Annotated in this window: 23 protein-coding genes; 15 read left to right on the forward strand and 8 right to left on the reverse strand. The window is 65.0% G+C overall.

What is annotated here, in order from left to right; genetic code table 11:
- Positions 1 to 178: 178 nt before the first annotated feature.
- Positions 179 to 367 (reverse strand): DUF2964 family protein, encoded by a 189-nt coding sequence (locus DTA15_RS06765; protein WP_006488308.1) that lies wholly within the window; start codon positions 365 to 367, stop codon positions 179 to 181.
- 282 nt (positions 368 to 649) lie between these two features.
- Between DTA15_RS06765 and DTA15_RS06770 the strand changes: the two genes are divergently transcribed.
- The 3 genes from DTA15_RS06770 to ftsH are packed head-to-tail and all read left to right on the forward strand — an operon-like array spanning position 650 to position 3,788.
- On the forward strand, positions 650 to 1,297 hold the full coding sequence (locus DTA15_RS06770) for a BON domain-containing protein (protein ID WP_006488300.1): 648 nt from the start codon (positions 650 to 652) through the stop codon (positions 1,295 to 1,297).
- A gap of 40 nt (positions 1,298 to 1,337) precedes the next feature.
- Complete coding sequence (locus DTA15_RS06775; protein ID WP_006488392.1) at positions 1,338 to 1,847, forward strand: BCAM0308 family protein; 510 nt, start codon at positions 1,338 to 1,340, stop codon at positions 1,845 to 1,847.
- A 33-nt stretch (positions 1,848 to 1,880) separates the two neighbouring features.
- Positions 1,881 to 3,788, forward strand: coding sequence for an ATP-dependent zinc metalloprotease FtsH (gene ftsH, locus DTA15_RS06780; RefSeq protein WP_006488324.1), 1,908 nt, complete (start codon positions 1,881 to 1,883; stop codon positions 3,786 to 3,788).
- A 52-nt stretch (positions 3,789 to 3,840) separates the two neighbouring features.
- Here the strand turns inward: ftsH and DTA15_RS06785 are convergent, their stop codons facing one another.
- Complete coding sequence (locus DTA15_RS06785; RefSeq protein WP_006488453.1) at positions 3,841 to 5,637, reverse strand: adenosylcobalamin-dependent ribonucleoside-diphosphate reductase; 1,797 nt, start codon at positions 5,635 to 5,637, stop codon at positions 3,841 to 3,843.
- Positions 5,638 to 5,846: 209 nt separating this feature from the next.
- Between DTA15_RS06785 and DTA15_RS06790 the strand changes: the two genes are divergently transcribed.
- From DTA15_RS06790 to DTA15_RS06800, 3 genes are all read left to right on the forward strand, one after another.
- Entirely contained in the window at positions 5,847 to 6,782 is a 936-nt protein-coding gene (locus DTA15_RS06790; RefSeq protein WP_006488382.1) for a 1-phosphofructokinase family hexose kinase, read from the forward strand.
- 118 nt (positions 6,783 to 6,900) lie between these two features.
- Positions 6,901 to 7,689: a polysaccharide deacetylase family protein gene (locus tag DTA15_RS06795; RefSeq protein ID WP_006488471.1), complete on the forward strand. Its 789-nt coding sequence runs from the start codon at positions 6,901 to 6,903 to the stop codon at positions 7,687 to 7,689.
- Positions 7,686 to 8,942 carry a putative glycoside hydrolase gene (locus tag DTA15_RS06800; protein ID WP_006488384.1) on the forward strand — a complete coding sequence of 419 codons (1,257 nt, stop codon included), beginning with the start codon at positions 7,686 to 7,688 and terminating at the stop codon, positions 8,940 to 8,942. The genes DTA15_RS06795 and DTA15_RS06800 overlap by 4 nt, the downstream gene beginning before the upstream one ends.
- Before the next feature lie 54 nt (positions 8,943 to 8,996).
- Here DTA15_RS06800 and DTA15_RS06805 read toward each other — a convergent pair whose 3' ends face one another.
- A complete protein-coding gene (locus tag DTA15_RS06805) occupies positions 8,997 to 9,494 on the reverse strand; it encodes a lecithin retinol acyltransferase family protein (protein ID WP_006488275.1) in 498 nt (165 codons plus the stop codon).
- 463 nt (positions 9,495 to 9,957) lie between these two features.
- Here DTA15_RS06805 and DTA15_RS06810 point away from each other — a divergent pair, with 463 nt between their 5' ends.
- Positions 9,958 to 10,434, forward strand: a complete 477-nt coding sequence (locus DTA15_RS06810) for a hypothetical protein (protein ID WP_006493315.1) — start codon at positions 9,958 to 9,960, stop codon at positions 10,432 to 10,434.
- A gap of 129 nt (positions 10,435 to 10,563) precedes the next feature.
- Here the strand turns inward: DTA15_RS06810 and DTA15_RS06815 are convergent, their stop codons facing one another.
- Together DTA15_RS06815 and DTA15_RS06820 are read right to left on the reverse strand one after the other, a co-directional pair.
- Positions 10,564 to 11,178 (reverse strand): hypothetical protein, encoded by a 615-nt coding sequence (locus DTA15_RS06815; RefSeq protein WP_227743181.1) that lies wholly within the window; start codon positions 11,176 to 11,178, stop codon positions 10,564 to 10,566.
- A gap of 39 nt (positions 11,179 to 11,217) precedes the next feature.
- Entirely contained in the window at positions 11,218 to 11,835 is a 618-nt protein-coding gene (locus tag DTA15_RS06820; RefSeq protein ID WP_006488463.1) for a VTT domain-containing protein, read from the reverse strand.
- 228 nt (positions 11,836 to 12,063) lie between these two features.
- On the opposite strand from DTA15_RS06820, the gene DTA15_RS06830 reads away from it, so the two are divergent.
- Positions 12,064 to 14,349 (forward strand): heavy metal translocating P-type ATPase, encoded by a 2,286-nt coding sequence (locus tag DTA15_RS06830; protein WP_034178429.1) that lies wholly within the window; start codon positions 12,064 to 12,066, stop codon positions 14,347 to 14,349.
- 21 nt (positions 14,350 to 14,370) lie between these two features.
- On the opposite strand, the gene DTA15_RS06835 is transcribed toward DTA15_RS06830, so the two are convergent.
- The 3 genes from DTA15_RS06835 to DTA15_RS06845 form a co-directional block, all read right to left on the reverse strand.
- On the reverse strand, positions 14,371 to 15,321 hold the full coding sequence (locus DTA15_RS06835; protein WP_012493061.1) for a universal stress protein: 951 nt from the start codon (positions 15,319 to 15,321) through the stop codon (positions 14,371 to 14,373).
- A 209-nt stretch (positions 15,322 to 15,530) separates the two neighbouring features.
- Positions 15,531 to 16,097 carry a cytochrome b gene (locus DTA15_RS06840; RefSeq protein ID WP_006488354.1) on the reverse strand — a complete coding sequence of 189 codons (567 nt, stop codon included), beginning with the start codon at positions 16,095 to 16,097 and terminating at the stop codon, positions 15,531 to 15,533.
- Positions 16,098 to 16,140: 43 nt separating this feature from the next.
- Positions 16,141 to 16,515, reverse strand: a complete 375-nt coding sequence (locus DTA15_RS06845; RefSeq protein WP_012493062.1) for a cytochrome b562 — start codon at positions 16,513 to 16,515, stop codon at positions 16,141 to 16,143.
- Positions 16,516 to 16,678: 163 nt separating this feature from the next.
- On the opposite strand from DTA15_RS06845, the gene DTA15_RS06850 reads away from it, so the two are divergent.
- The 7 genes from DTA15_RS06850 (at position 16,679) to DTA15_RS06880 (ending at position 24,519) form a co-directional block, all read left to right on the forward strand.
- The gene (locus DTA15_RS06850; RefSeq protein WP_006488386.1) at positions 16,679 to 17,341 is read left to right on the forward strand and encodes a response regulator; all 663 of its coding nucleotides are present in this window, start codon (positions 16,679 to 16,681) and stop codon (positions 17,339 to 17,341) included.
- A complete protein-coding gene (locus DTA15_RS06855; RefSeq protein ID WP_006488459.1) occupies positions 17,341 to 18,690 on the forward strand; it encodes an ATP-binding protein in 1,350 nt (449 codons plus the stop codon). The genes DTA15_RS06850 and DTA15_RS06855 overlap by 1 nt, the downstream gene beginning before the upstream one ends.
- An 833-nt stretch (positions 18,691 to 19,523) precedes the next feature.
- Entirely contained in the window at positions 19,524 to 20,171 is a 648-nt protein-coding gene (locus tag DTA15_RS06860) for a lytic transglycosylase domain-containing protein (protein WP_012493063.1), read from the forward strand.
- A gap of 24 nt (positions 20,172 to 20,195) precedes the next feature.
- Complete coding sequence (locus DTA15_RS06865) at positions 20,196 to 20,549, forward strand: TrbC/VirB2 family protein (protein WP_012493064.1); 354 nt, start codon at positions 20,196 to 20,198, stop codon at positions 20,547 to 20,549.
- A gap of 19 nt (positions 20,550 to 20,568) precedes the next feature.
- Positions 20,569 to 20,889, forward strand: coding sequence for a VirB3 family type IV secretion system protein (locus tag DTA15_RS06870; RefSeq protein WP_152332077.1), 321 nt, complete (start codon positions 20,569 to 20,571; stop codon positions 20,887 to 20,889).
- A 1-nt stretch (position 20,890) separates the two neighbouring features.
- Positions 20,891 to 23,371, forward strand: coding sequence for a VirB4 family type IV secretion/conjugal transfer ATPase (locus DTA15_RS06875; RefSeq protein ID WP_012493066.1), 2,481 nt, complete (start codon positions 20,891 to 20,893; stop codon positions 23,369 to 23,371).
- A complete protein-coding gene (locus tag DTA15_RS06880; RefSeq protein WP_006493306.1) occupies positions 23,368 to 24,519 on the forward strand; it encodes a TrbL/VirB6 family protein in 1,152 nt (383 codons plus the stop codon). The genes DTA15_RS06875 and DTA15_RS06880 overlap by 4 nt, the downstream gene beginning before the upstream one ends.
- Positions 24,520 to 24,523: the final 4 nt, after the last annotated feature.

Here is a 24,523-nt window from a genome sequence, read left to right on the forward strand (position 1 = left end):
TGCCTCATCGGATACGAGAACGCTGGATGGCGCCGCCTGCATGGCGACGCCGCTTCGGGTTCACTTATATCCGACGATTGCCGCGCGCCCCCTTGATCTGTATCACTGCGGCCGTAATGCGTTTCGAGTGAAGCCTCGCTCGACATGCTTACGGCAGATCGTCCAGCCGATGTTCTGTTTATGGGCGGTCGCCCGGCGCGAGATTCAGCAGCACGACGAACGACAGGATGCTCAGGATCAATGTGACGATCGAATACCTGAACACCCGCTCGTCGAACAGCATCCCATGCACGATGCCGGCCAGCGACGCCAGCGCGATGAACACGCTCAGCGTCGCGAGTGCGATGCGGTACTGCTTTCGGTTCATGACGGTCTCCCGGAAAGCGGTTCGGTCATATCGCTGCGCCATGTGCGCGTTGTCGCCTGGTTTGCAGCCTCTGTCGCCATGATCGAGTCGCGCTCCGGCGGGCCGTTGATCTGCATCAACGGACAAACTGGGCGGTTGCGCACCTGGTCGCCGTTGCCGCAAGCCTGCGGATGATTGATCCTCGTCAAGCCGCCAGTGCCGCCATGCGCGATGCTGAATCGGGTACGGCACACATCCGGTCGCACGCTTCGCGACCGGCACACGCCGGGACGGGAGACCGACATGAAGTCCGACGCAGCACTCAAGCAGGATGTCGAGCAAGCACTGTTCTGGAATCCGGCGATCGATTCGCGCCGGATCGACGTCGACGTACGCGACCGGATCGTGACGTTACGCGGCACGGTCGACAGCTGGGCCCAGAAGCTCGAGGCCCAGAAAACCGCGCTGCACGTCGCAGATGCGCGCGCGCTGGTGCTCGAATTGAACGTCGAGCCGCCGGAGGATGCCTGCGCCGACCACGAACTGGCGATCGCGATCACGTTCGCGCTTGGCTGGCAGGAGGCATTGCGCGATCACCGAATTCGCGTCGAAGTCGATCACGGCTGCGTGACGCTCGACGGCGAGGTCGATCATGCGTTCCAGAGCCGTGCAGCGGAAAAAATGGTGAGCCGGATGAAGGGCGTCGTCGGTGTCGCGAACCGCATTCGGGTGCGGGCCGACCATACGGTGCCCGACGTCGGCACACGGATTGCCGAAGCGCTGGCCCGTCGCGCGCAGCGCGAATCAGCCGGAATCTCGATCGATGCGGACGACGGCATCGTCACGCTGACGGGCACGGTCGCGTCGCTGGCGGAAAGGCGTGCCGCGTGCGGCGCGGCGGCATCGGTCCGGGGCGTGCGCGAGGTCGTCGACCGGTTGTCCGTCGCGTGACCGTCGCGCCTGTACCGTCCACTACCACGGAGAAGCAGCCATGAATCGTTCGCATTCCGGCCCCGGCCGCAATTATCTGCGCCGCGACAAGCGCATGCAGCCGCATACGAAGGACAGTTATCGCGATCCGAAACGGCCGTCGGGCGACCGGATCTGCGAAGGATGCGGTGCCGTCTGCGACGCCGGCCGCTGGACCTGGTACGCGACGCCGCTCGACCGGCGCCAGCTCGAATGCCCGGCCTGCAAGCGCATGCGGGAAAACGCGCCGGCCGGCGAACTGGTGCTGCGCGGCGAATACGTGCGCCGGCATCGCTCCGCGATCCTCGAACTGCTCGAGCGACAAGCCGATCTTGAGATGAGCGAGCACGCGCTCGAACGCATCATGGAGATCGAGCAAACCGGCGACGCGCTCGTGATTCGAACCACCGGCGTGCACGTGGTGAGGCGCATGGGCGAGGCGCTGCTGCATGCGCATCACGGCGCGCTGGCATTCAACTATCGCGACAGCGAGGACGTGCTGCGCGCGAACTGGACCCGTGACGCGGCCTGAGCGGTCGCGGGTTCGGCGCACAGCCTCGACGTCATGAAGAAAACATTCGATTACTCCGGGTTGATGATCCCGATCGCGTTCGCGGTCCTGGTCGCCTATCAATTGCTGGCGGCCCAGCCGGCGACGACATCGATTTCGTACAGCGATTTTCATCGGCTGGTCGACGCACGGCTCGTCGACGAGCTCGACATCGGCCAGTCGTCGATCTCGGGCGCGCTGCGCATGCCGCAGGCCGCCACCATGCTGCCGGCTTCCGACGCGGTCGCCGTCAAGAAGGCGGGGTCGCCGTGGCGCTTCACGACGAATCGTGTCGGCGACGATCATCTGGTCGCCGCACTGACGGCCGCCGGCATCCGCTATCGCGGGATGCCGGATTCGGGCTGGATCGCGATGCTCGCGACGTGGCTGCTGCCGATGATCGTGCTCGTGCTGGTCTGGAACTTCATGATGCGGCGGCCGGGCGGGATGCGGGACCTGAGCGGCATGGGCAAGAGCCAGGCCCGCGTGTACGTGCAGCAGGAGACCGGCATCACGTTCGACGACATCGCAGGTATCGACGAGGCGAAGGCCGAGCTGCAGCAGATCGTCGCTTTCCTGCGCAGCCCCGAGCGCTACCAGCGGCTCGGCGGCAAGATTCCGAAGGGCGTGCTGATCGTTGGCGCGCCGGGCACCGGCAAGACGCTGCTTGCGCGTGCCGTCGCCGGCGAGGCGGGCGTGCCGTTCTTCACGATCAGCGGATCGGCATTCGTCGAGATGTTCGTCGGCGTGGGGGCGGCCCGCGTGCGCGACCTATTCGAGCAGGCGCAGCAGAAGGCGCCGTGCATCGTGTTCATTGACGAGCTCGATGCGCTCGGCAAGGCGCGCGGCGTCGGACTGATGTCCGGCAACGACGAACGCGAACAGACGCTCAATCAGTTGCTGGTGGAGATGGACGGCTTTCAGGCGAATTCGGGCGTCATCATCATGGCCGCGACCAACCGGCCGGAAATCCTGGATCCCGCGCTGCTGCGCCCTGGACGGTTCGACCGGCACATCGCGATCGACCGGCCGGACCTGGTCGGACGCAAGCAGATCCTGGCTGTCCATACGAAGCGCGTGAAGCTGGCACCGGAAGTCGACCTCGCGGAACTGGCGCAACGCACGCCGGGCTTCGTCGGCGCCGATCTCGCGAACGTCGTCAACGAAGCCGCGCTGCGTGCGGCCGAACTCGGCAAGCCAGCGATCGCGATGACCGATTTCGACGAAGCGATCGACCGCGCGATGACGGGCATGGAGCGCAAGAGCCGCGTGATGAACGAGCAGGAGAAGCGGACCATCGCGTACCACGAGGCGGGGCACGCGCTCGTCGCGCAAAGCCGTCCGCACTGCGATCCGGTGAAGAAGGTGTCGATCATCCCCCGCGGAATTGCGGCACTCGGCTACACGCAACAAGTCCCGACCGAGGATCGCTACGTGCTGCGCAGGAGCGAACTGCTCGACCGGCTCGATGTGTTGCTCGGTGGGCGGGTGGCCGAGGAAATCGCGTTCGGCGACGTATCGACTGGCGCGCAGAACGATCTCGAACGCGCGACCGCGCTCGCGCGGCACATGGTCATGCAGTATGGGATGAGCGACCGGCTCGGGCTGATGACGCTCGACGATGCGGTATCGCAGGGCGGCGTGCCCGCCGTGTGGACACCGGGCGACGGCCATTGCAGCGAGCACACCGCGCAACTGATCGACGAAGAGGTGCGCGCTCTGCTCGACGATGCGCACGCGCGGGTCGCGGCGACGCTCGGCGAGCACCGCGATGCGCTGGAGCGGATCGCAAGCAGCTTGCTGCAGCACGAATCGATCGATCACGACAGGCTGACGGCGCTCATCACGCCGCCGGACGATACCGGCGACGCGCGCCGGCCCACGCAGGCCGACACGGAAACGACCACGGACGCCTCCGTCTGAAAGAACGGTCGCCGGGGCGCGCCGAGCTCGGCCGCTGGTCTCCGTGCGTCGTTCAACAGCCAATGCAGCCCGGGCGCTTGCGCCGCGCCTGCGCCGCGTCGTCGGTCACGACCGACGCGAGCCGCGGATCGGGCCGGAACACCGTGACTCCCTTGAGTCCGTCACGCCATGCCTGGAAGAACAGCGCGTCGACTTCCGCGAGCGAACATTGCTCCGGCAGCGTCACGGTCTTCGAGATGCCGGCGTCGACGCACGGCTGCAGCGCCGCGAGCATCGCGACCTGATCGGCCGGTGCGATATCCGCCGCCGTGACGAAATAGTCCGGCAGCCCGACGCTGTCGCCATGCAGGTCGCGAAACAGCCGGTAAGCGTGGTTCTCGACACGAAACGGCCGCACCCGTCCGTCCGCGGTGCGCACTAGGCGACGCTGCGTCCAGCCGAGCGCCGGCTCGATTCCGTTCGAACAGTTGTCGCAGAACGCGAGACTCACGCTGCCGGCCGGCGCGAACGACAGCAGATGGCTGTTGCGCAGCCCGTGCCGCGCGATCGCGTGGTGCACCTTCAGCGGCAGCAGCGTGCGGTGCGCGGGGCCGGTCAGATAGGCGGCGGGATCGTACGCGGGAAACACGCCGCGCTCGGCGGCAAGCGCGGCCGATGCGGCAAACGCATGCTCGCGCATCGTCAGCACGATGCTGCGTGCGAACGCCCGCGCTTCCGTGCCGTCGTAGCGCAGCCGCAGCATCGTCAGCGCGTCGCCCAGGCCCGTTATGCCGACCCCGATGCGGCGCGTGCGCCGCGCTTCGTGTTCGTGCGCGGCGAGTGGCCACTCGGTCAGGTCGAGCACGTTGTCGAGCATGCGCACCTGGATGCGCACCGCGTCGGCGAGCCCCGGGAAATCGAAGCGCGGCTTGCCGCCGACCCCGAACGGGTGATGGACGAACCGCGACAGGTCAATCGGCCCGAGCACGCAATTGCCGTACGGCGGCAGCGGCTGCTCGCCGCACGGGTTCGTCGCGTCGATCCGCTCGTGTTCGCGCAGCGGATTCGTGTCGCGGATCGTGTCGAGGAACAGCAGCCCCGGCTCGGCGCTGTCCCGCGCCGCGCCGACGATTTCGTGCCAGAGCGTGCGCGCCGGAATCGTCGCATAAAGGTACCGGCCGTCCGGCCGCCGGATCGGTGCGCAGGCCCCGGAACGGGGCCGCGCGTGATGGACGAGCGCCCAAGGCAGGTCCTGCCGGACCGCTTCCATGAACGCATCGGTGACACCGACCGACAGGTTGAACGTCGGCCAGCGCGATCGTCCGCGCTTGGATGCGACGAAGGCCGCGAGATCCGGATGATCGCAGCGCAACACCCCCATTTGCGCGCCCCGGCGCGGCCCGGTGAACGGCAGCGCCCGGCACATCGCGTCGAAGCGGTCGATTGCGACGCATGCGCCTCGTTCGGACGACACGCACCGTTCGTACGCGCCGGCAGGCGGCACCGGCGAGAAGTCGTAGCCGATGCCTCCCCCCATCAATAGCGTGCGCCATGCGTCACTGAGCGCACGAGCAAGCGCTGCGTCGACGGCCGGCCACCGCGCGCCCGGCGGAATCGCGAGCGGATGGACGAAGCAGTTGACCATCGTCCCGCCGGTATCCGCGCCGGCGTTCGCGAGGATGCGGCCCGCGCCGATCGCGCCGTGCTGTAGGTTCCGGAAGAACGCGCGCTCCACCTGCGCACGGAGATCGGCCGGCTCGGCGAGCGACAGTGTATGCGCGACGCGATGGAAGAGGGCCGTACGAGACGTTTCGCCGGGCTGCGCATAGCGTTCGGTGAACACGGTGGTGCAAAGCGGTTGCTCGTCCATGGCGGGGCTCGGCAACGATGAATGACTCACTGTAGGAGTCCGCCCGGACGCGTTGTTGATCGAGCGCAAGCGGGCGCCTTCGCGGCGTGGCTTGACGGCGGTCAACGCGGTGGCCGGTATCGAACGTAATGTGGAGCCACGGCCGGCACGCATCGGTTGCCGGGCATCGCCGCGCCGGCGTCCCAGCCATCGATCGAGAGCCACCCACCATGACCGGCATCGTTACCGTCACATTGAATCCCGCCGTCGATGTTGCTACGTCGGTCGAGCACATCGTCGATACGCACAAGCTGCGCTGCGCGCGGCCGCGGCGCGACCCCGGCGGCGGCGGAATCAACGTCGCCCGGACCGTTCACCGACTCGGAGGCGACTGCGTCGCGCTGTACCTGGCCGGCGGGCCGACCGGCGACGTCCTGACGGCGCTGCTCGAAGCCGAGCATCTGCCGAGTGAGCGAATCCGGATCGCCGGCGAGACCCGCGAGAACGTTTGCGTGACAGAGACCGCGACCGGACGTGAATACCGCTTCCTGATGCCGGGGCCGCTGGTCACGGGTGCGGAGTGGCGCGCCTGCGCGGCGCGCACCGACGCCATGCAACCGTCGCCGCGCTATCTCGTGTTGAGCGGAAGCCTGCCGCCCGGCGCCCCCGACGATCTCTACGCGACGCTTGCGCGGACGGCGAAGGCAAGGGGCAGCCGCGTGGTTGTCGACGCGGCGGGCCGGGCGCTGCAGGCGGCCCTCAAGGCCGGTGTCCATCTCGTCAAGCCCAGTATTGGCGAACTGAGCGCGCTGGCCGGCGAACCGCTCGACGACACGTCGGCATGCCGGAAGGCGAGCGAACTCGTGGCGCGCGGCCAGGCCGACATCGTCGCGTTGACACTCGGCGCACGCGGCGCATGGGTCGTCACGCGCGATCGCACCCTGCGCCTGCCCGGCAGGCCCGCAGCGGTGTGCAGCACGGTCGGCGCCGGAGACAGTTTCGTCGGCGGCATGGTGTGGGCGCTGGCGTGCGGCGTGCCGTTCGACGATGCGTGCCGCTACGCGCTGGCGGCATCGGCGGCGTCTGTCGAACGTCCCGGGACGGCGCTGTGCACGCGCGACGACGTCGAGCGGATTCACGCCGAACTGGTTGCGCAGGCAAGCTGACGGGCGGGCGGCCCGGCACGTGCCCGATCTCGTCGGTGCGCGATCGATCGTTGATCTGGCTCAGCGGCATGCGCGCCGCGATCGCAAAAAATGGGGAACCCATTCCACGAGATCCGCCATGGTCTATCGACTGATCGCCTGCCTACTCCTGCTGTCGTGCATGCGACCGGTTGCGTCCGCCGACGTCGCGACGGTCGTTTCTCCACCGGAGCGCGTGCTGATCCTGGTCTACCATCGGTTCGCCGCCGCGCGGCTCGATTCGATGACGGTGCGCATCGACACGTTCCGCAATCAGTTGCAGGCGATCGATGCGAACGGCTATCGCATCGTGCCACTCGCCGACGTCGTACGCTGGCATGACGGCCAGCGCGATGCCGTGCCGGCGCGGGCGGTCGCGATCACGGTCGATGACGGTCACCGCTCAGTCTACGAGGTGCTGCGCCCGCTGCTGGCCGCGCATCCGGCTCCGGTCACGCTGTTCATCTATCCGTCGGCTATCTCCAACGCCAGCTACGCGATGACGTGGGACCAGTTGCTTGCGCTCGGGCGGGCCGGGTTCGACATCGAGTCCCACACGGTCTGGCATCCGAATTTTCGCGTCGAGCGTGCCCGGCTCGCACCGGACGACTACCAGCGTTTCGTGTCGTTCCAGTTGAGCCGGTCGCGCGCGCGGCTCGAGGCCGAAACCGGCCGTCCGGTCCGGCTGCTGGCCTGGCCGTTCGGCGTCCATGACGCGCTGACCGACCAGCTGGCCGCTCGCGAAGGCTACGTCGCGGCATTCACGCTCGACGCGCGCCCCGTTCGTATCACCGACTCGGCAATGGCGCTGCCACGCTATCTGATGACCGACGCCTGCGACACACGATGCATGAACGGATTGCTGAGAACCGTCGGGGGGAACCCGTGATCGAACGTCTGATCGTCTGTCTGCTCGTGTCGCTCGCGGGATTCGCCGCCCGGGCGGCGCCCGTCACGATCACCGTCGTCGATGCGACGAACGGGCGCGCGCTGGCAGGCGCGATCGGCCACGCGCCGGGCGTGAACCGGACCGCGGATCGCGAGGGATCGTTTTCGCTGGAGATCGACGCCGCCGGAACGCGCCTGAGCGTGCGTGCGCCAGGCTACGCGCGAATCGAGGTCACTCTGGCTCCCGCCGCGGCCGCGTACACGATCCGCATGACGCCGGTGCGTCCGAAGGCGGTCTACCTGTCCGCCTACGGCGTCGCAGACCGCACGCTGCGCGACGCGGCGCTGTCCCTCCAGGACCAGACGGCGATCAATGCGCTCGTCATCGACGTGAAGGGCGACAGCGGCGTGACGCCTTATCGCAGCAAGGCGCGCGAAATCTCCGGCGCCGCGAGCCATGTCGCCGGTGCGATCGTGCATCAGCCCGATTTGCCGGACCTGCTGCGGACGTTTCATGCACGCGGCCTCTACTTGATCGCGCGAATCGTCGTGTTCAAGGACGATCCGCTCGCGCGGGCTCACCCCGAGTGGGCCGTGCGCGACGCGGCCGGCGAGATCTGGCAGGACCGCGAGCATCAGCGCTGGATCGACCCGACGTCGCGCGCGGCGTGGCAACACAATTACGATGTCGCCGAAGAAGCCGCCCGCATGGGTTTCGACGAGATCCAGTTCGACTACCTGCGGTTTCCCGACGCCAACGGCCTGCGATTCGCCGAGCCCAATACCGAGGCAAACCGGGTCACCGCGATCGCCGGATTCCTCACCGGCGCGCGCGAGAGACTGCAGCCGTACAACCTCTACACGTCGGCCGACATCTTCGGCTACGTCTGCTGGAACACCGACGACACCGCGATCGGACAGCGGCTCGATGCGCTCGGGCCGGCCCTGGACTATGTGTCGCCGATGCTGTACCCGTCCGGCTTTACGTGGGGCCTGCCCGGTTGCCGGAAACCGACCGAGCATCCGGGCGAGATCGTTGCGCGGTCACTGGCTGAGGCGAAGCGCCGGACCGGCCTGGACGGTGTCCGGTTCAGGCCGTGGCTCCAGGCTTTTCGCGACTATGCATTCGATCGCCGGCCGTTCGATGCCGACGAGGTCCGCGCACAGGTCGACGCGGCCGACGCCGCGGGCACGGATGGCTGGATGCTGTGGAATCCTCGCAATCGCTACGATCCCGCCATGTTGCCGCACTGACCGGCAGGTTTGGAGAACGTAGCGATCGACAGCACGAAGGCACTGCGGCCGATGCTAGGCCGGATACCCGAGCGGGCATTCGCGCCCGGCCGCCGCCGGATGCCACCGTGCAACCAGGACGCACGCGACCAGCATGACGACGACCGCAACGCCGTGCACCGGATTGCGCAGGCACGACGTGACCTGATCGCTGCGCCCGACACCGAACAGGCACCACAGGCAGAAGTGTTCGCAGTTGTTCGTGAGAAGCCGGTAGCGGCATTCGCCGAGGCGCGATGCCGCGCGGCGCGCGGCCTCTGTTCCGTCGTACGGCGCGCGCGCGTGGCGGATCACCGCGAGCTCGAAACCGGCGCGAAAGCCGTCGAGGGTCACGACCTCGACCGCGCCGCCGCTCAGGTGGCGCGACCATCCGGCGTAGTGGATCACGTTGCCGTCGCCGACATAAATCCCATGATGCAGATAGCCATGGCGGCGGGTCACGAGGTGGGCACCGACCGGCGGTTCGCCGTCCGGTATGGCGTCGTCGGCGTGCACTGCGGTCGGATGACTCATCGCCAGCTCCTCGGCCCCGGCGGCGGCGGGCGAAAACCCCGCGTCGGCCGCGAAACACGTTGCGTCCTGTCACGTCTCCAGTATCGACAGTGACGCCGCGCGGGACAATCAGCGTGGCCTGAGCTTGCTGTCCGATGTCGAGCCACCGTGTCGGAAATTTCCGACGGGCCATGCAATAACGGCTGACAGACGTTACGGACGATAGCGCCGGACGGATGCCGCGCCCTCGTGTTGCCAGGCTTGCGGCCCGCTCGGGAAGACGGACGCGACGACTGCATCGCGGCGCCCGCTGCGGTGTCGGTCTGCTTCGACAGGCGCGCTCTTGACATGAGTCAACGGGAAATCGGCGTTCCGCGCGACGCTGGCAATGTCGTCGAAACGCCTGCGACGTCGCCGCACGCGCCACGTTCCGCGACCGGACAGGGGGCATCGCGACCATGCAGGGCCAACCAGGAGAGTGGAGATGAGGACCGGAACCGTGAAGGCGCTGCTGCTGGCAGCCTGCCTGCTGAACGTCGGCGCGAACGCGCTGGCCGAAACGTCGACCGAACCGGTCGTGCGCAACGGTGTCGCGTACATCACCGGCGGAATCGGCCAGGACGAGGTCGCCGCGTTTCGCGATGTCGCGCCTCGATACAACCTGCGGATCACCTTCGCATCGAATGCCGGCCAGTACCTTGCCGACATCGATGTGACGCTGTCGTCCGGCAAGTCGAAGCTCCTCGACGTACACACGAGCGGACCGTTCCTGTTCGCGCGGGTGCCGCCGGGACGATATACCGTGTCCGCGCACGACAGGGCCGTGCAGGAGGTGCGGCGCGTCGTCGTTCCGGCGCGGGGCGCCGTCGACGTACGCTTTTACTGGCACGACCCCGATCGGCGCGGAACGATGCGTCTGTGCATGGCGTGCCCGGCCTCGCAGCCGCAAGCTGACCGCTAGCCGCGCCGTGCCCGCCGCACGTCGACGGCGGCTTTTGCACCGGCGGCAGGCCGGCCGAAACGCGACGTGCGCCTGTTGTCCGGCCCGGCCGCGCACAGCGGCGCGGATGCGACCACGAAGCTTGAGCGGTCAGAACTGCTGGTCGTAGTTGAGACGGACGTGCTCCGGATGGGCGAGACCGTCTCCCGTGATCGTGAGATCGATGTGATATACGCCTTTCCAACGTGCGTCGAACACGTTCCCGTAGGTGACCGCATTGCCGTCCGGCGTCGGGTCGAGCTGCATTCGCGTCGGCTTCGAATGGAAGGAACTGGCTTCGCTTCGGGGGCCCTGAACAACGGCGGCGACGCGAGCATGTTCAATGCGATTTCCGTTCGACTTGTCGAACAACGCGACCGTGAGCAGGTACAGGTTTACATTGTTCGATGCGTCGCCGGCATGGCCGCCCGGCGTGGCGGCGCGACTCGCCGGAACCACCCCGTAATGGACGACCAGCGTGGGTGTCGTCACGGTGCGCGTCAGATCGTTCGCGCAGGCGGTCGATACCTCGCCGGCGAGCAATGCTAGCCCGGCTAGCAGCACAGGAAAAATTCGCGATCGCATCGAAGCCTCCTCGGCGGTGGTTCTACCGCGTCGACAATGCGCGCGCAGAGCGACCCGGTATCGTGCTTCCATGCTGACGTGGAGCGAAAACGCGGGCTTGACGCAGATCATGCCGCCGCCAGAGGTGCGACGTCGCGTCATTCGGCGAATGCGCCGGTTCCGCTCCGGCGACCTGCCGTGTCATTCTGCGCCGCGCGAAGGATGGCCGCGTCGGAACGTCAACCGGCGCTGTTCGACGAGCGCGCGCCAGTCCAGCTTCATCAACGCGAAGACGACGCCGAGCAACACCAGTTGCGTGACGACGAAGTATCCGCCGAGGTAAGTGCCTTCGAGTTCGGACTCCACGTCCAGCCGGGTCGACGCAAAGCGGCCGAGGTACGCCCAGATCGCATAGGTCGTCGCGCGGCCGACGAAGAACGCCGCCGCGATGATCCTGAGTGGCAACCCGGACAGCCCGTATGCGATGAACAGATAGTTTGACGGAAGCGGACTCAACGCATAGAAGAAGAACGCACCGGCGGTCAGTGTCCGGTGCTTTCGCAGCCAGCGCGTGGCGACCTCGATGTTCGCCCGATCCGATTCGCGCATCCAGCGGGAGCGTACGAGCGATCTTGCGAAGGTCGCCAGAATGACGCGGCCGGTCGTCGCCGCGCCGGCCGCCACGACGGCGAAGACCCACGGATTGCCGTCAGGCAGGTTGAACCCGACCCACGACATGGCCATCCACGTGGGCGGTGCGAACGCCGGTATGAGATTCAGCAGGAGAATCAGCAGAAAGAGTACTGCCAGCGTCAGCACGATATCGACTCCAGGCGCTCCGGTGTCACGCTTCGATTGTGCTGACGAAAGGCGTCGACCACTTGACTCACGTCAAGCAACTGGCCGCGCCAGTCGGTCGCGTCACGCGCATCGCGCTGACTCAGGTCAACCGTCGCAACGCGGCGTTGCCTAGACTGATGCCACGCCGTCCGCAACCGGTACCGGATGCGGCGAATCCCGCCCCGTAAGGCGATCGGAAGAATGGTCATGCCCCGAATCCCTTGGTCGATCGATCTCGCGTTGCTGGTTCTGGCGGCCGTTACGCTCGCCGCGGGGGGCATGTGCGCGGCGTTCGGCGCGCCTTCGCTCGCGCGATTCGCGTGGCTGCTGGGTACGGTGCCGGTCTTGCTCGCGTTGACGGTATCGCTGGCAATGGCGGCGGCGAAACGGCAGGCCGGCATCGACGTGCTCGCATGGCTGGCGATCGGCCTGGCGATCATGCTCGACGAGACGCTGACCGCCGCGGTCATCGGGTTGATGCTGGCTAGCGGCCGGATGCTGGAGCGATATGCGCAAGACCGCGCGCAACGCGAGATGACCGCGCTGCTCGGCCGCGCGCCGCGCCAGGCGACGCGGTTCGAGAACGGTGAGTGGCGTTCCGTTGCACCGGCAACCATCGTTCAGGGAGACCGACTGCTTGTGCGAAGCGGCGAATGCGCGCCGGTCGACGGCACGTTGACCGGCGACGCGGAGCTGGACGAATCGATGCTTACGGGCGAGTCGTCCATCCAGCGGCGACGTTCCGGAGAAAACGCATGCAGCGGCGTGGTCAATGCCGGCGCGCCATTTGAAATGGTCGCCCGCACGACGGCGGCCGACAGCACGTTTGCAGGCATCGTCCGCATGGTCGAGCGCGCACGGCACGAGCGCGGTCCGTCCGTGCGTCTTGCAGATCGCTACGCCGCATTCTTCGTGCTCGCGTCGCTGCTCGTCGCCGGTACCGCGTGGCTGCTGACCGGCGATGTCGCACGTGCGCTTTCCGTGCTCGTCGTCGCCACGCCTTGTCCGCTGATCCTCGCCGTGCCGGTCGCGATCGTCTCGGGCCTGTCGCGTTGTTCGAAACGGGGCATCCTGGTCAAAGGCGGAGGCGTGCTCGAACGGCTTGCGCAGGCGACGATTCTCTTCTTCGACAAGACCGGAACGCTGACGGGCGGGCGCGCACGCATCGTCGCGATCGAATGCGGCGCCAGCGTCGGAAGGGGCGACGTGCTGCGCTTCGCGGCGTCGTTGGCGCAGGCCTCGGGCCATGTCGTCTCGGATGCGCTGACGGTCGCGGCGCGAGAACGCGGGATCCGCCTGTCCCCACCGTCGGCCGTCATGGAGACGGCCGGCGAGGGCGTGACCGGCAGGGTCGACGGCCGTGTCGTTGCGATCGGCAAGTTCGGGTACGTCCGCGCCGGCGCGACGGTTGCCCCCTGGTGCGAAGCCTTCCTGAAGCGGGTAGGCAACGCGGGCGGGGCTGCCGTGTTCGTCGGCATCGATGGCGCCATGGTCGGCGCGATCCAGATGGCCGACCAGGTGCGGCTGGAAACGCCGCGGGCGTTGCGGCTGCTCAAGCGCGAGGGCGTCGAGCGTCTCGTCATGCTGACCGGCGACCGGCTCGACATTGCCCAGGCCGTTGGCGAACTGCTGGGCGTCACCGACGTGCGCGCCGAACAGACGCCCGCGGACAAGCTTGCGGCCGTCCAGGCGGCACGCGCGGAGGGCGTGACGATCATGGTCGGCGACGGCGTGAACGACGCGCCGGCGCTGGCGGCAGCCGACGTCGGCGTCGCGATGGGCGCGCGGGGAGCGGCCGCGTCATCCGAAGCAGCCGACGTGGTACTGCTGGTGGATCGGCTGGATCGACTCGTGGATGCGATGCGCATCGCCCGTCGATCGCGCCGGATCGCGCTCGAGAGCGTGTTGATCGGCATGTCGCTATCGGTCGTCGCGATGACGATTGCCGCGGCAGGATTCCTGCCGCCGATTGCCGGCGCGGTGATCCAGGAAGCCGTCGACGTCGTCGTGATCGTCAATGCGCTGCGCGTGTTGCTGGTGCGGCCGCCGGAAGCCCGGCTGGCCGGTGTCGACGTCGAGCAACTCAGGCGCGAGCATGCGGCATTGTCACCGTTGCTGGACCGGCTCAGGGATCTCGCGGACCGCTTGCCGCAACTGTCCGGAGTCACCGCCGCCAGCGAGCTTGTCGATGCCGTCGACTCGCTGGACCAACGGCTGCTGCCGCACGAGCGCGCCGACGATCTGGAGGTTTACGCGCGGCTTGCACCGCTGCTCGGCGGCGAGGATCCGCTCGCGGCGATGAGCGGCGCACACCGGGAGATCTTCCGGATGGTCCGGTCGCTCAGGGAGATGGTCTCGGACCTGCCGCGCGACGGAACGAACCCCTTGCAGGTTCAGGCGATACAGCGCCTGCTGTACGGGCTGGAGGCGATCGTCCGGCTGCACTGCGCCCAGGAGGAGGAACTGTTCCACGCCGTGGGAGCGGATGCATGACGACACGTCGAAACGCATCATTCATGCGCGCGGCGGGTTCACGAGCAGAACCGGCGTCTTCGTGATGCGCGCCACGCGTGCGGCCACGCTGCCGACGAGCCAGCCCGTGACGCCGTGTCGCCCATGGGTGCCCATCACGATCATGTCCGCGTTCCATTCGACGGCATGGCGCACGATCAGATGAGCGACGTCGGCGCCGGCCCAATCCGTCTGAATGAGTTGCGACTGTACTTGCACGGCCCTGTCGCCGAGCAGAGCCGTGGCCTCCTTCAATGCACGATTGCCTTCGCCGATCAATGCGTTATCCAGCGTCTCGACGGGGACGAAATCACCCAGCGAGACGGGGCGATCGAGCACGCATATCGTACGGAATTCCGTATCCGGTCGCGACCACTTCAACCCCGTTCCCAATGCGTTGAGCGCAATCGTGCTTCCATCGACGGCGAACAGCATCCGCCGCGGCAGATGCTCGGCAACCGACGCGAAGCCCTCCGGAACGATGAGCAGCGGGCAGCCGACGAACTTGCCGAGCGGGCCTGAAATCGTTCCTTCTACCCAGCGGAGCAAGCCGTGATGCTGACGTGCACCAACGATCAGGAGATCGGCCCGCCAGGCTCGCGCGCTGTCGGCCAGCGCATGCACGACATCCCCTCCACGAGTAGCCAGGTCGAAGGTCTCCGTGTCGACGGCGAGGTCGTCGCGCTTCATGACGGATTGGGCGCGCGATAGCGCGTCGGATGCATCCCCGAGCAACTCGTCGCGCGCCGACTCGAGAAATGCCATGGTCTTCGATCCGAGCGGGACGAGCGTTCGCGGGTTTTCCGCGACGCTGACGATATGTACCTCCGTGTTTGTCGGAAGGAACGCCTTGGCATACGCGAGCGCATGCGCGGATGCGCTCGAACCGTCCACGGCGATCAGCACGCGTCGCGGAGCGGGGACGGCCTGGGCGGGTGAAGGGCAGGTGCTCATGAATGTCTCCCGATGGCGACCGACGGTCTTGTACACGGCATTTTTCGCACGGTGCGCTGCCGCGGGGTTGACCTCCGTCAAGCACCTTCGTCGTGGGTGTCCGGGGCGACGGGGCCTCGTCGGTGACCGAAGGCCGACCGTATCGGCGCGCTATTTGTCAGACCTGACGGGATCGACTGCTAACCCGCTGCTCAAGCCCGCGCCCGCGCTCAATTCCGGTCGCCGGGCGGAATCCTCGGCCGGGCGACGCGCGTCGGCAACGGCAGAATGCGCGGCAACACGTTCTCCGACTTGAACAGCCGGTGCGCCACCGCACCAAGCACGTGCAAGCCCACCAGCGCGGCCAGCCCATATGCCGTCAGTGCGTGCAGCTCGCCCAGCCAGTGCGACAGTTCGCGGCTCTCGGGCACCAGCGTCGGCAGCGAGAAGAGTCCGAAGCAGCTGGCGGCGTGCCCGGCCGCATTCGTCTTCATCCACCCGAGCACGGGAATGGCGAGCATCAACACGTAGAGCAGCGCGTGGACGCAGCGTTCCGCAAGCCGATTCAGCGTGCCGACCGGATTGACCGACGGCGGGAGCCGGCGTCGCATGCGCAGCCGATTCGCAACGCGAATCGCCACGAGTACGAGAATGGCGACGCCGATCGACTTGTGCAGGCCGACGAGGTCTTCGTTGTCGTCCAGCAGCAAGCCGACGATCAGGTTGCCGATCAACGCGGCGGCCAGCAGCCAGTGCAGCACACTGATCGACAGTGGGTAACGGGTAACAGTTTTCATGACGGGAATGCCTGTTCAGTGTCGCAAGCGTGTCCGGCCCGGGTTAGCCGAGCAGGTCGTGATAGTGTTTTTTCGAACCGTTGATTCGCCGCAACGCCTGCTTCGCGCCCGGCAGATCATTGGCTTCGATGGCACGGTCGACGGCGGTCAGTTCATCGTGCAGCACGCGCATGCCTTCGTCGTAGGTCGGCTGATCGTTGCGATAGCGCTGGCGGCTCGCCCGTTGCACATCGCTTTCGAGCCGGGTCGCGTAGCTTTTCATTTCCGGAATCGTCCGGCTGCCCAACGCACCCTGCAGCGCGTGCTTCATGTCAGTCATCAGCGTCTTGATTTCGCCTGCGCGGGCCGGTGCGGCAGCCACGGAAAGCAGTACGCCCAGCGTTACGCAGAAACGGAGTCGAAACGGTAGTCTGTTCATGGTCGTCAGTCGATTGCACGTGTCGGTGATCGCGACCTTAGGGCACCGACGTTAACGGATTCTTAAGGGCTGGATTTTTCAGCGCGCCGCTTGATGCCCGCCCGTGCGCGCGGTTATCGTGCGGCAAGGGACGCCATGTCCGAACCCAAAGGAACGCGACGCCATGCGGGTGTTACTCGTGGAAGACGACAAGCTGGTCGGCAGTGGGGTCGAAGATGGCCTGATCGAGGCCGGCATGACGGTCGACTGGGCGCACGACGGCAGGCATGCGCAACTTGCGCTCGAAACAACGCCGTACGACCTCGTCGTGCTCGATCTCGGGCTGCCCCGCATGTCGGGAACCGACTTGCTCGGCTGGATTCGCAAGCGCCGCGATCACACGCCGGTACTGGTAATGACTGCGCGCGACACGGTGGCCGACCGCGTGAGCGGCTTGAGCGCGGGCGCCGACGACTACCTCGGCAAGCCGTTCGACCTGGCCGAGCTGATTGCCCGGTGCCGTGCGCTCGTGCGGCGTTCGCAGGGCCGCGGGACCGATACGATCGAATATGGCGAACTGACGGTCGATCCCGCATTGATGACGGTCGTCCGCGGTGCCGAACGGATCGCGCTGACTTCGCGCGAATGCGCGTTGCTGGTCGAGTTGCTAGCGAACCAGGGGCGTCCGCTGTCGCGCGCGCAGCTACAGGACAGCCTCTATGGCTGGAACGAAGAGATCGAAAGCAACGCGATCGAAGTGCATGTGTCGAACCTGCGCAAGAAACTCGGTGCCGAATTGATCCGCACGATCCGCGGCGTCGGCTACGTGGTGGAGAAGGCGTCGTGATGCGCTCGATTCGGCAACGGCTGGCCTTGCTGGTTCTGTCGGGTGTCGTGGCCGTCTGGGCGTACTCGCTGGTGTCGAGCTACCGCCAGGCGATTCACGAAGCGGAGGAATGGGACGATACGCGCGTCGAACAGATCGCAAGGGCGTTCGTCGCGCTCGACGCGGCCGATCTCCCGGTTTTTGCGGACATCGCCCTCGGGTCGGCCGAAGACAGAGACGGGGATAATGACGCATCACCGCGCATGCTGTATCAGGTCAGCGACACGGGCGGGCGCATCCTGGCCGCCAGCCCGGGACTGGAGTCGCTGGATCTCCCGGTGTTTCCCGCCGCGGCGTCGAGCCCGTCACGGTTCGACAATCCGAAGTGGCACGCGTATGTGCTGACCGATGCCACGCGCGGCCGTTCCGTGCGCATCTTCGAGCAGCGCACGCACCGTTCAGACTTGTCTGCGGAGGTGGCGCGCCGCATCGCCCGGCCACTCGCATTCGCGCTGCCCGTGCTGGCCGTGCTTATCTGGCTGGCGATCGGCCACAGCCTCACGCCGCTGCGTACGTTGTCCGAGGCAATCGACGCCCGTTCCCCCGACAGCCTCGATGCGATTGGCACGAAAGACATTCCCGATGAAGTGCGGCCGCTGGTCGCCGCACTCAATGCGTTGCTGCTGCGCCTGCGCGGCTCGCTCGATCGCGAACGCGCGTTCACGAGCGACGCCGCCCACGAGCTCAAGACCCCGCTTGCCGCGCTCAAGGTTCAGGCGCAGGTGGCGCTTACCGCACGCGATCCCGCTCGCCAGCGGCGCGCGATGCAGCGGGTCGTCGAGGGCGTCGACCGCAGCACGCATCTGGCCGACCAATTGCTCGCGCTGGCGCGACTCGACGAGGCGGTACCGATGCCGGGCGAGGACGTCGATCTCGCGCGCACAGTGCAGACCTGCATCGACGACCATCGAGCGAACGCGGAGCGCAAGGGCGTGTCGCTGGTGTCATGTGTCGATGGTCCGGTCGTCGCACATGCGCCGCCGACGCTGATGCGCGTCCTGCTCGACAACCTGGTCGACAATGCGATCAAGTACGGTCGCGAGCAGGGGTGCATCGAAATCAGGTCGTCGCAGGACGGCGGCGTGATCAGCATCCGGGTACAGGATGACGGCCCCGGCGTCCCAGAAGAAGATCTGTCCCGACTGCAGGATCGCTTCTTTCGCGGCGCGGATCACGACGAGAGTGGCAGCGGCTTGGGGCTGTCCATCGTCGCGCGCATCGTGGTCAAGCTGGGCGGGAATCTGACATACATCGACGGGCTGAACGGCGGCGGTTTCGGCGTGCACGTGACGTTGCCGTTGCCGGCTTGACCGGGGCTGTAGACGCAGGTGCCCAGATCGAACGTGTCGAGCTCGCCGGTTACAGATCGGACCGAAAGGACATTCGCTATCCGATAAGCAGGAAACGCACCGGCACGCGATGGTCAAATCATCTACAAGTCAAAATTTGAAATTATTTGGATTCCAAATTAACTCGACATAATTGTATCTGTCGTCGGAAAGCCTTGTAGTGCCTAGGTCGAAATTTCCGCACTTGAACGCACCGACATACCGAGTATTCGGTTCGCGGCGATATGGAAGTAAATCTCAGCTGGACATTGGGGCTTCAATTACGCCGATGCCGCCACCCGGACAGTCCGCTGGTTAGCCTAGGAAGCGAGCCCTGATAGTGCCGGGGTCGGGCACAGGCCCGCGCATTGTTGTGTCTGTGGACAACGCGACGAGCCGGTTCGGATGCGGTACTTCACGCAAACTGAATCGACCTTCAGCTGCTTCGGAGCGACGTGAGCGGGTATCGAGCGGCGCGGCAAACCGGGGCGCACTGACACGGTTTAATAGACACACACGTTCGAGCCGATTCCGTTTTCAATCGGCGATACAGAGCCAACCCGACGGGAAAACCCGTCGACAAGACGGGTTTGGGTCTGTGCTTGACCGCTGCTTGAATTCCCTCGTGTTCCCGCCATCGTTTGCGCGGGACCAACGGCGAGGGGACAGATCATGCGTGTGAACGATAATATGGACGTGATATCGCTTCGCGGCCGAGCCGAGAGTGCGACTGCCATGCGGATGGCCGGTCCGGCCGTATTGATGATATGTCGATCCGATAATATCAGCGCGGGCTGCGCCAGCGGAGATGGGCGATGACCACGCAGGACTTCGTGGCGTTGGCTCAGCAGTGTGCGCCCGCCGTCGCTCCGCAGACGTTGGCTGCCATTGTGCGCATCGAATCGGGATTCAATCCCTACGCTATCGGCGTCGTCCATGGTCGATTGGCGAGACAGCCTCGGCATGAGAACGAAGCGATCGCCACGGTCGAGGCATTGCAAGCGGCAGGCTGGAACTACAGCGCAGGCCTCGCGCAAATCAATCGAGCAAACTGGTCCCGTTACGGATTGACCGCGAGGACCGTCTTCGACGTCTGTCGGAACCTGAGCGCTGGTGCGGCGATTCTTCGGGCATGTTTTCTGCGCGCTCGCGTCATTCATATCCATCCACAAGAGGCGTTGCGCGCTGCGCTGTCGTGCTATGCGAGCGGGAATTTCGTAACCGGATTTCGCGTCGGATATGTGCGACGGATTACGGAAGCAGCGGCGTCGGGCGACACTTTCGTCCCTGCGCTGACGTCAGTTGCAAAGCCGATTCCGGTGATACCCGACCGTGTGACTGGGTCTCGGGCTGAGAGCCGCGGGCGCTCGACTCCTGTGTCTCCTCCACCCTCGAACCCGAACGACGATACAGCGCAAAGCCAAAATAACGGTGGAGTCGCAGGCAGTGCCGTGATCTTCTGAGCAAGGCAGGCAGAATTCGGCCGGATGGAGTGCATTATGAAATCTGTATTCCTAATTAATATAAGCGTCGTGAAATTGAGAAAAACGTATGTTGCGTGGATCTCGTTGAATTGGCGCCGCATCGCAGTGCTCAGCGTGCTTGTCATGGCAACCCCCACGGCATCTGCGCAACTCAGTCAGGTCAATACCTTGCTGATCACTATCCAGAACACGTTGCTCGGTGTAGGCGGGGTGGTGTGTTCGATTTCCATCATCTGGGCTGGCTTCAAGATGATGTTCCAGCACGCCCGGTTTGGCGATATTGCGCATGTTTTCATCGGCGGCCTTTTCGTTGGGTGTGCAACGGTCATTGCTGGCATGTTGATTCCGACGGCCTAACGTGAACACGGAGCTGATTGTGGACACACTCTCTGATCCCGTATTCAAAGGCTGCACGCGGCCAGCGATGCTATGGGGCGTTCCACTTGTACCGCTGTTGACGGTCGGTGGCGGTATGCTGATCCCGGCAATCTGGGTATTGATGGCGAGTGCGGCTTTGGGCGTCGCAATCGCACTGTTGATCGTTCCCGTGTTCGCGACAATGCGCATGATTACGCGTCAGGACGACCAACGTCTCGCTCAGCGCATGCTACGCGCGAAAATGAGACTGCACCAGCGCAACCGACGCTTCTGGGGCGCGCATGCCTATGCGCCGATCCGATTTAAGGCGCGAGGGTGACATGAGCGCACCGTCGGCACATGCAACCCTCATACCGCGCGAAGTGGTGCTCGCAGATTTCATCCCATTTTCGTCGCACGTCACGGACCGCGTGATTCGCACGCGCGAGGGTGACTATATACAAATCTGGAAGGTCCCCGGGATTGCTTTCGAGACGGCCGATCCTGCCGATATTCTCGCGCGTCATGTGACCTTCAATCAATTGGTGCGTAATTTGCCGGGTGGCCACGTCGCGCTATGGACGCATCGGCTTCGGCGGCGTACTGCGGACAGATTCGAGACGACCTATCTCAACCGATTCTGTCAGGATTTGGCTGAGCGCTACTACGCGAGCTTTGCCGGTTACACGATGATGACCAACGAGCTTTACGTGAGCGCCGTATATCGCCCTCACCGGACGCGATTGGGGCGGCTGTTTAGTCGTGCGGCACGCCGTACACCTGACGATATTCAGCGCGATCAACAAGACGCATTGCGTGCGTTGGCCGATATCGCTGCGCAGATCGAGACTGGTCTCAAACCGTGGTCGCCGTGTGCGCTCAGCGTGTATGAACGCGGCGATCCATTGACCAAGCGGCCCTGTCGCTATTCCGCCGCGCTTGAGATGCTTGGCTACCTGGTTAACGGAACGTGGGAGCTGGTACCGGTTGGATACGGTCGAATTTGCGACACGTTACCAACCTCGCGCCTGTTCTTCCACCGTGAGAAGCTCGAGATCCGCACACCTACGCGTACCCGCTACGCGGCATTGCTCGACCTGAAGGACTATCCGGAGCAAACCGAGCCAGGCATGCTTAATGGATTGCTCTACGGCGATTTCGAGTACATCGAAACGCAAAGCTTTACCGTGCTCGACCGTCCCAGTGCCAAGGAGGCGCTCGAGCGCCAGCGCAACCAACTGATTGCGGGAGATGACGTTGCTGTCTCGCAGATCGAGGCAATGGATCAGGCCGCGAACGATCTCGTCAATGGCGATTTCGTTTTGGGCGAGTACCACTACACGTTGGCCGTGCTGGGAGATACCTTGGATGAGGTAGTGCGGCATGTCGCTCAAGCACGAACGAAGCTTGCAGACGCCGGCTTCCAGAGTGCGCTCATTGATCTGGTCGCCGATGCTGCGTGGTTCGCGCAGTGCCCCGGCAACTGGCGATACCGACCGCGAGAGGCGAAGCTTACATCACGCAACTTTTGCGCCATGGCCAGTTTGCACAACTTCGCGACTGGAAAGCGAGAGGGTAATCCGTGGGGCGAAGCTATCACGATTGTCAAAACGCCCAGCGGGCAACCGCTCTATCTGAACTTTCACGCAACGCCCGAGAAAGTCGACTCAAACGACGAGAAGGCGCTTGCCAACACGCAGATCATCGGCCGAGCCGGTGCAGGCAAGACCGTGCTTGAACTGTTCCTGCTCGCGATGGCAATGAAGTACGGTGTGATGGGCGTGCTCTTCGACAAGGACCGAGGAGCGGAAATCGGGATTCGCGCCATGGGTGGTCAGTACACGGTATTTCACCGTGGTGAGCCCACCGGCATGAACCCGTTCCAGTTGGAAGTGGACGAGGCGACACACAGTTTTTGGATGCGTCTCGTGTGCAAGCTGGTCGACAACGGAGTACCACTGTCCGCGAAGGATGAGCTCGATATCTCTCGCGCGATCCGGGAGGTCGCACGCATGGATCGATCGCTGCGTCGGTTGTCCATGGTCAGGCAACTCTTGCCAAACGTTGGAGATAACAGTCTTCATGCGCGGCTTGCCAAGTGGTGCGCCGGCGGGCGCCTCGGGTGGGTGCTCGATAACCCGGTTGACCGGATTGATCTAGATGCGCACCAATTGTTCGGCTTTGACGATACAGAACTGCTCGACGATCCGGAGGTATGTGCGCCACTGACGATGGTGTTGCTGCATCTGACCGAACGCCTGATCGATGGGCGGCGTTTCATCTATGTGATGACCGAGTTCTGGAAGCGCCTGCGCGATCCGGTGTTCAGCGAGTTTGCCAACGACAAGCAAAAGACCATTCGCAAGCAAAATGGCCTGGGCATCTTCGATACCCAGTCGCCTGCGGACGTGCTGAGCAGTCCGATCTCTCGTGCGCTTGTAGAGCAGACGGCTACATTCTTCTTCCTCCCCAACCCGAGCGCAGACCACGATGATTATGTCCACGGTTTCAAGCTGACCGAAGCAGAATTCAACATTGTGAGACGCATGGGTGAGCACAGCCGGCTGTTCTTGGTCAAGCAGGGTCATCGTTCGGCAGTCGGGCGACTCGATCTCTCGGGATTGGGCGACGTGCTCGATGTCCTGTCGGGCACGTCAGACAATGTAGCGTTGCTCAATACGATCCGGGCCAAGGTCGGGGACGACCCCGATGTGTGGTTGCCGCGCTTTCATGATGCCCTGACTGCTCGCCGGCGCCAGACGAGTGCGTTTCAAACCGCATTGTCGAGCACCGCTACACACGTGCAAGGTGGTGTTCTATGAATGGCCTCTTCAGCGCGGTGGGCGGTACGCTCGAAAATGGTATGCACACGTACGTGAGCGATGCATCTTCTGCGTTGTCGTCCGCGTTAGTACCCGTGGCTACCACGGGAGTGTTGATCTGGGTTCTCGCGTATGGCATGGCAGTGATTCGCGGAGAGGCACACGAGCCGGTGCCGGCATTTGCGTGGCGAGGTATGAAAGTCGTCATCACGCTCGCATTTGCGCTAAGTGCGGGGCTGTACCAGTCGCAGGTCGTCACTGCTGTGAGCGAGACGACAACCGGCGTCGCGCAGGCAATTCAGGCAGCAGCCGTTCGTACCGGCGCGGGAAATGTTGGATGCGGGTCAGTTAAACAAGCGAGCGAGGCAAGCGAGCACGCTGTGGGCATTTATCGGACGCTCGATTGCTATGATCGGCAGCTTAACCTCGTGGTCGACGCCTATTTCGACAAGGCGACCCATGAAGGTCTGAGCATGAGCGGCATCGTCGCAGGTATCGGCGACCTCGCTTGTGGTCTGGTTGCCGCCTTCGGGGGCGCAATCTTTCTGATGGTGCTCGGCGTCGAGGTGATGATGGCGCGCATGCTGCTCGACCTCGTACTTGCGCTGGGTCCTATGTTCATTGCGTGTGGAGCATTTAGTCCTACCGTTCGCTTTTTCGAAGCATGGACTGCCAAGCTCGTGAACTATGCGCTGTTGCAAGTGTTGGTTGCTGCTTTCCTTGGTCTCGCGCTCGCAGCGTTCTCGGCCAACCTCGCACCGTTTCAAGTAACGATTGCTGATCCCGACACTTCTGCCGATGCTTTGGCTGCTGCCGCCCGTCAAGCACTTCAAGCAAGCGCCCCCTGGGCGGCGGCTTTCGGCATGTTTGTTACATCCGTGCTACTGGCGACGATTGGGTGGCAGTTGCCGGCGGTGGCTTCGGGGCTTGCGGGCGGTGCGACGGTCTCAGGCTTTGGAGCGTTTGTCGCCGGCTACGCATCCAGACGGGCGGCCGGTGCGATGGCCTTCGCACTGCGCAGTGCAAACCGAAGCGCGTATTCCGGCGGTCGAATATCGAGGCCTGGCGCATTGGTGAGCACCGTCTCGCCGCATCCTCCCGCCTATCAACGGGCTGCACGCGAGCAGCTTGACCGTGTGCCCGACTAAACAG

It is taken from the genome of Burkholderia cenocepacia (genome assembly GCF_900446215.1).
GTDB classification, from domain to species: domain Bacteria; phylum Pseudomonadota; class Gammaproteobacteria; order Burkholderiales; family Burkholderiaceae; genus Burkholderia; species Burkholderia cenocepacia.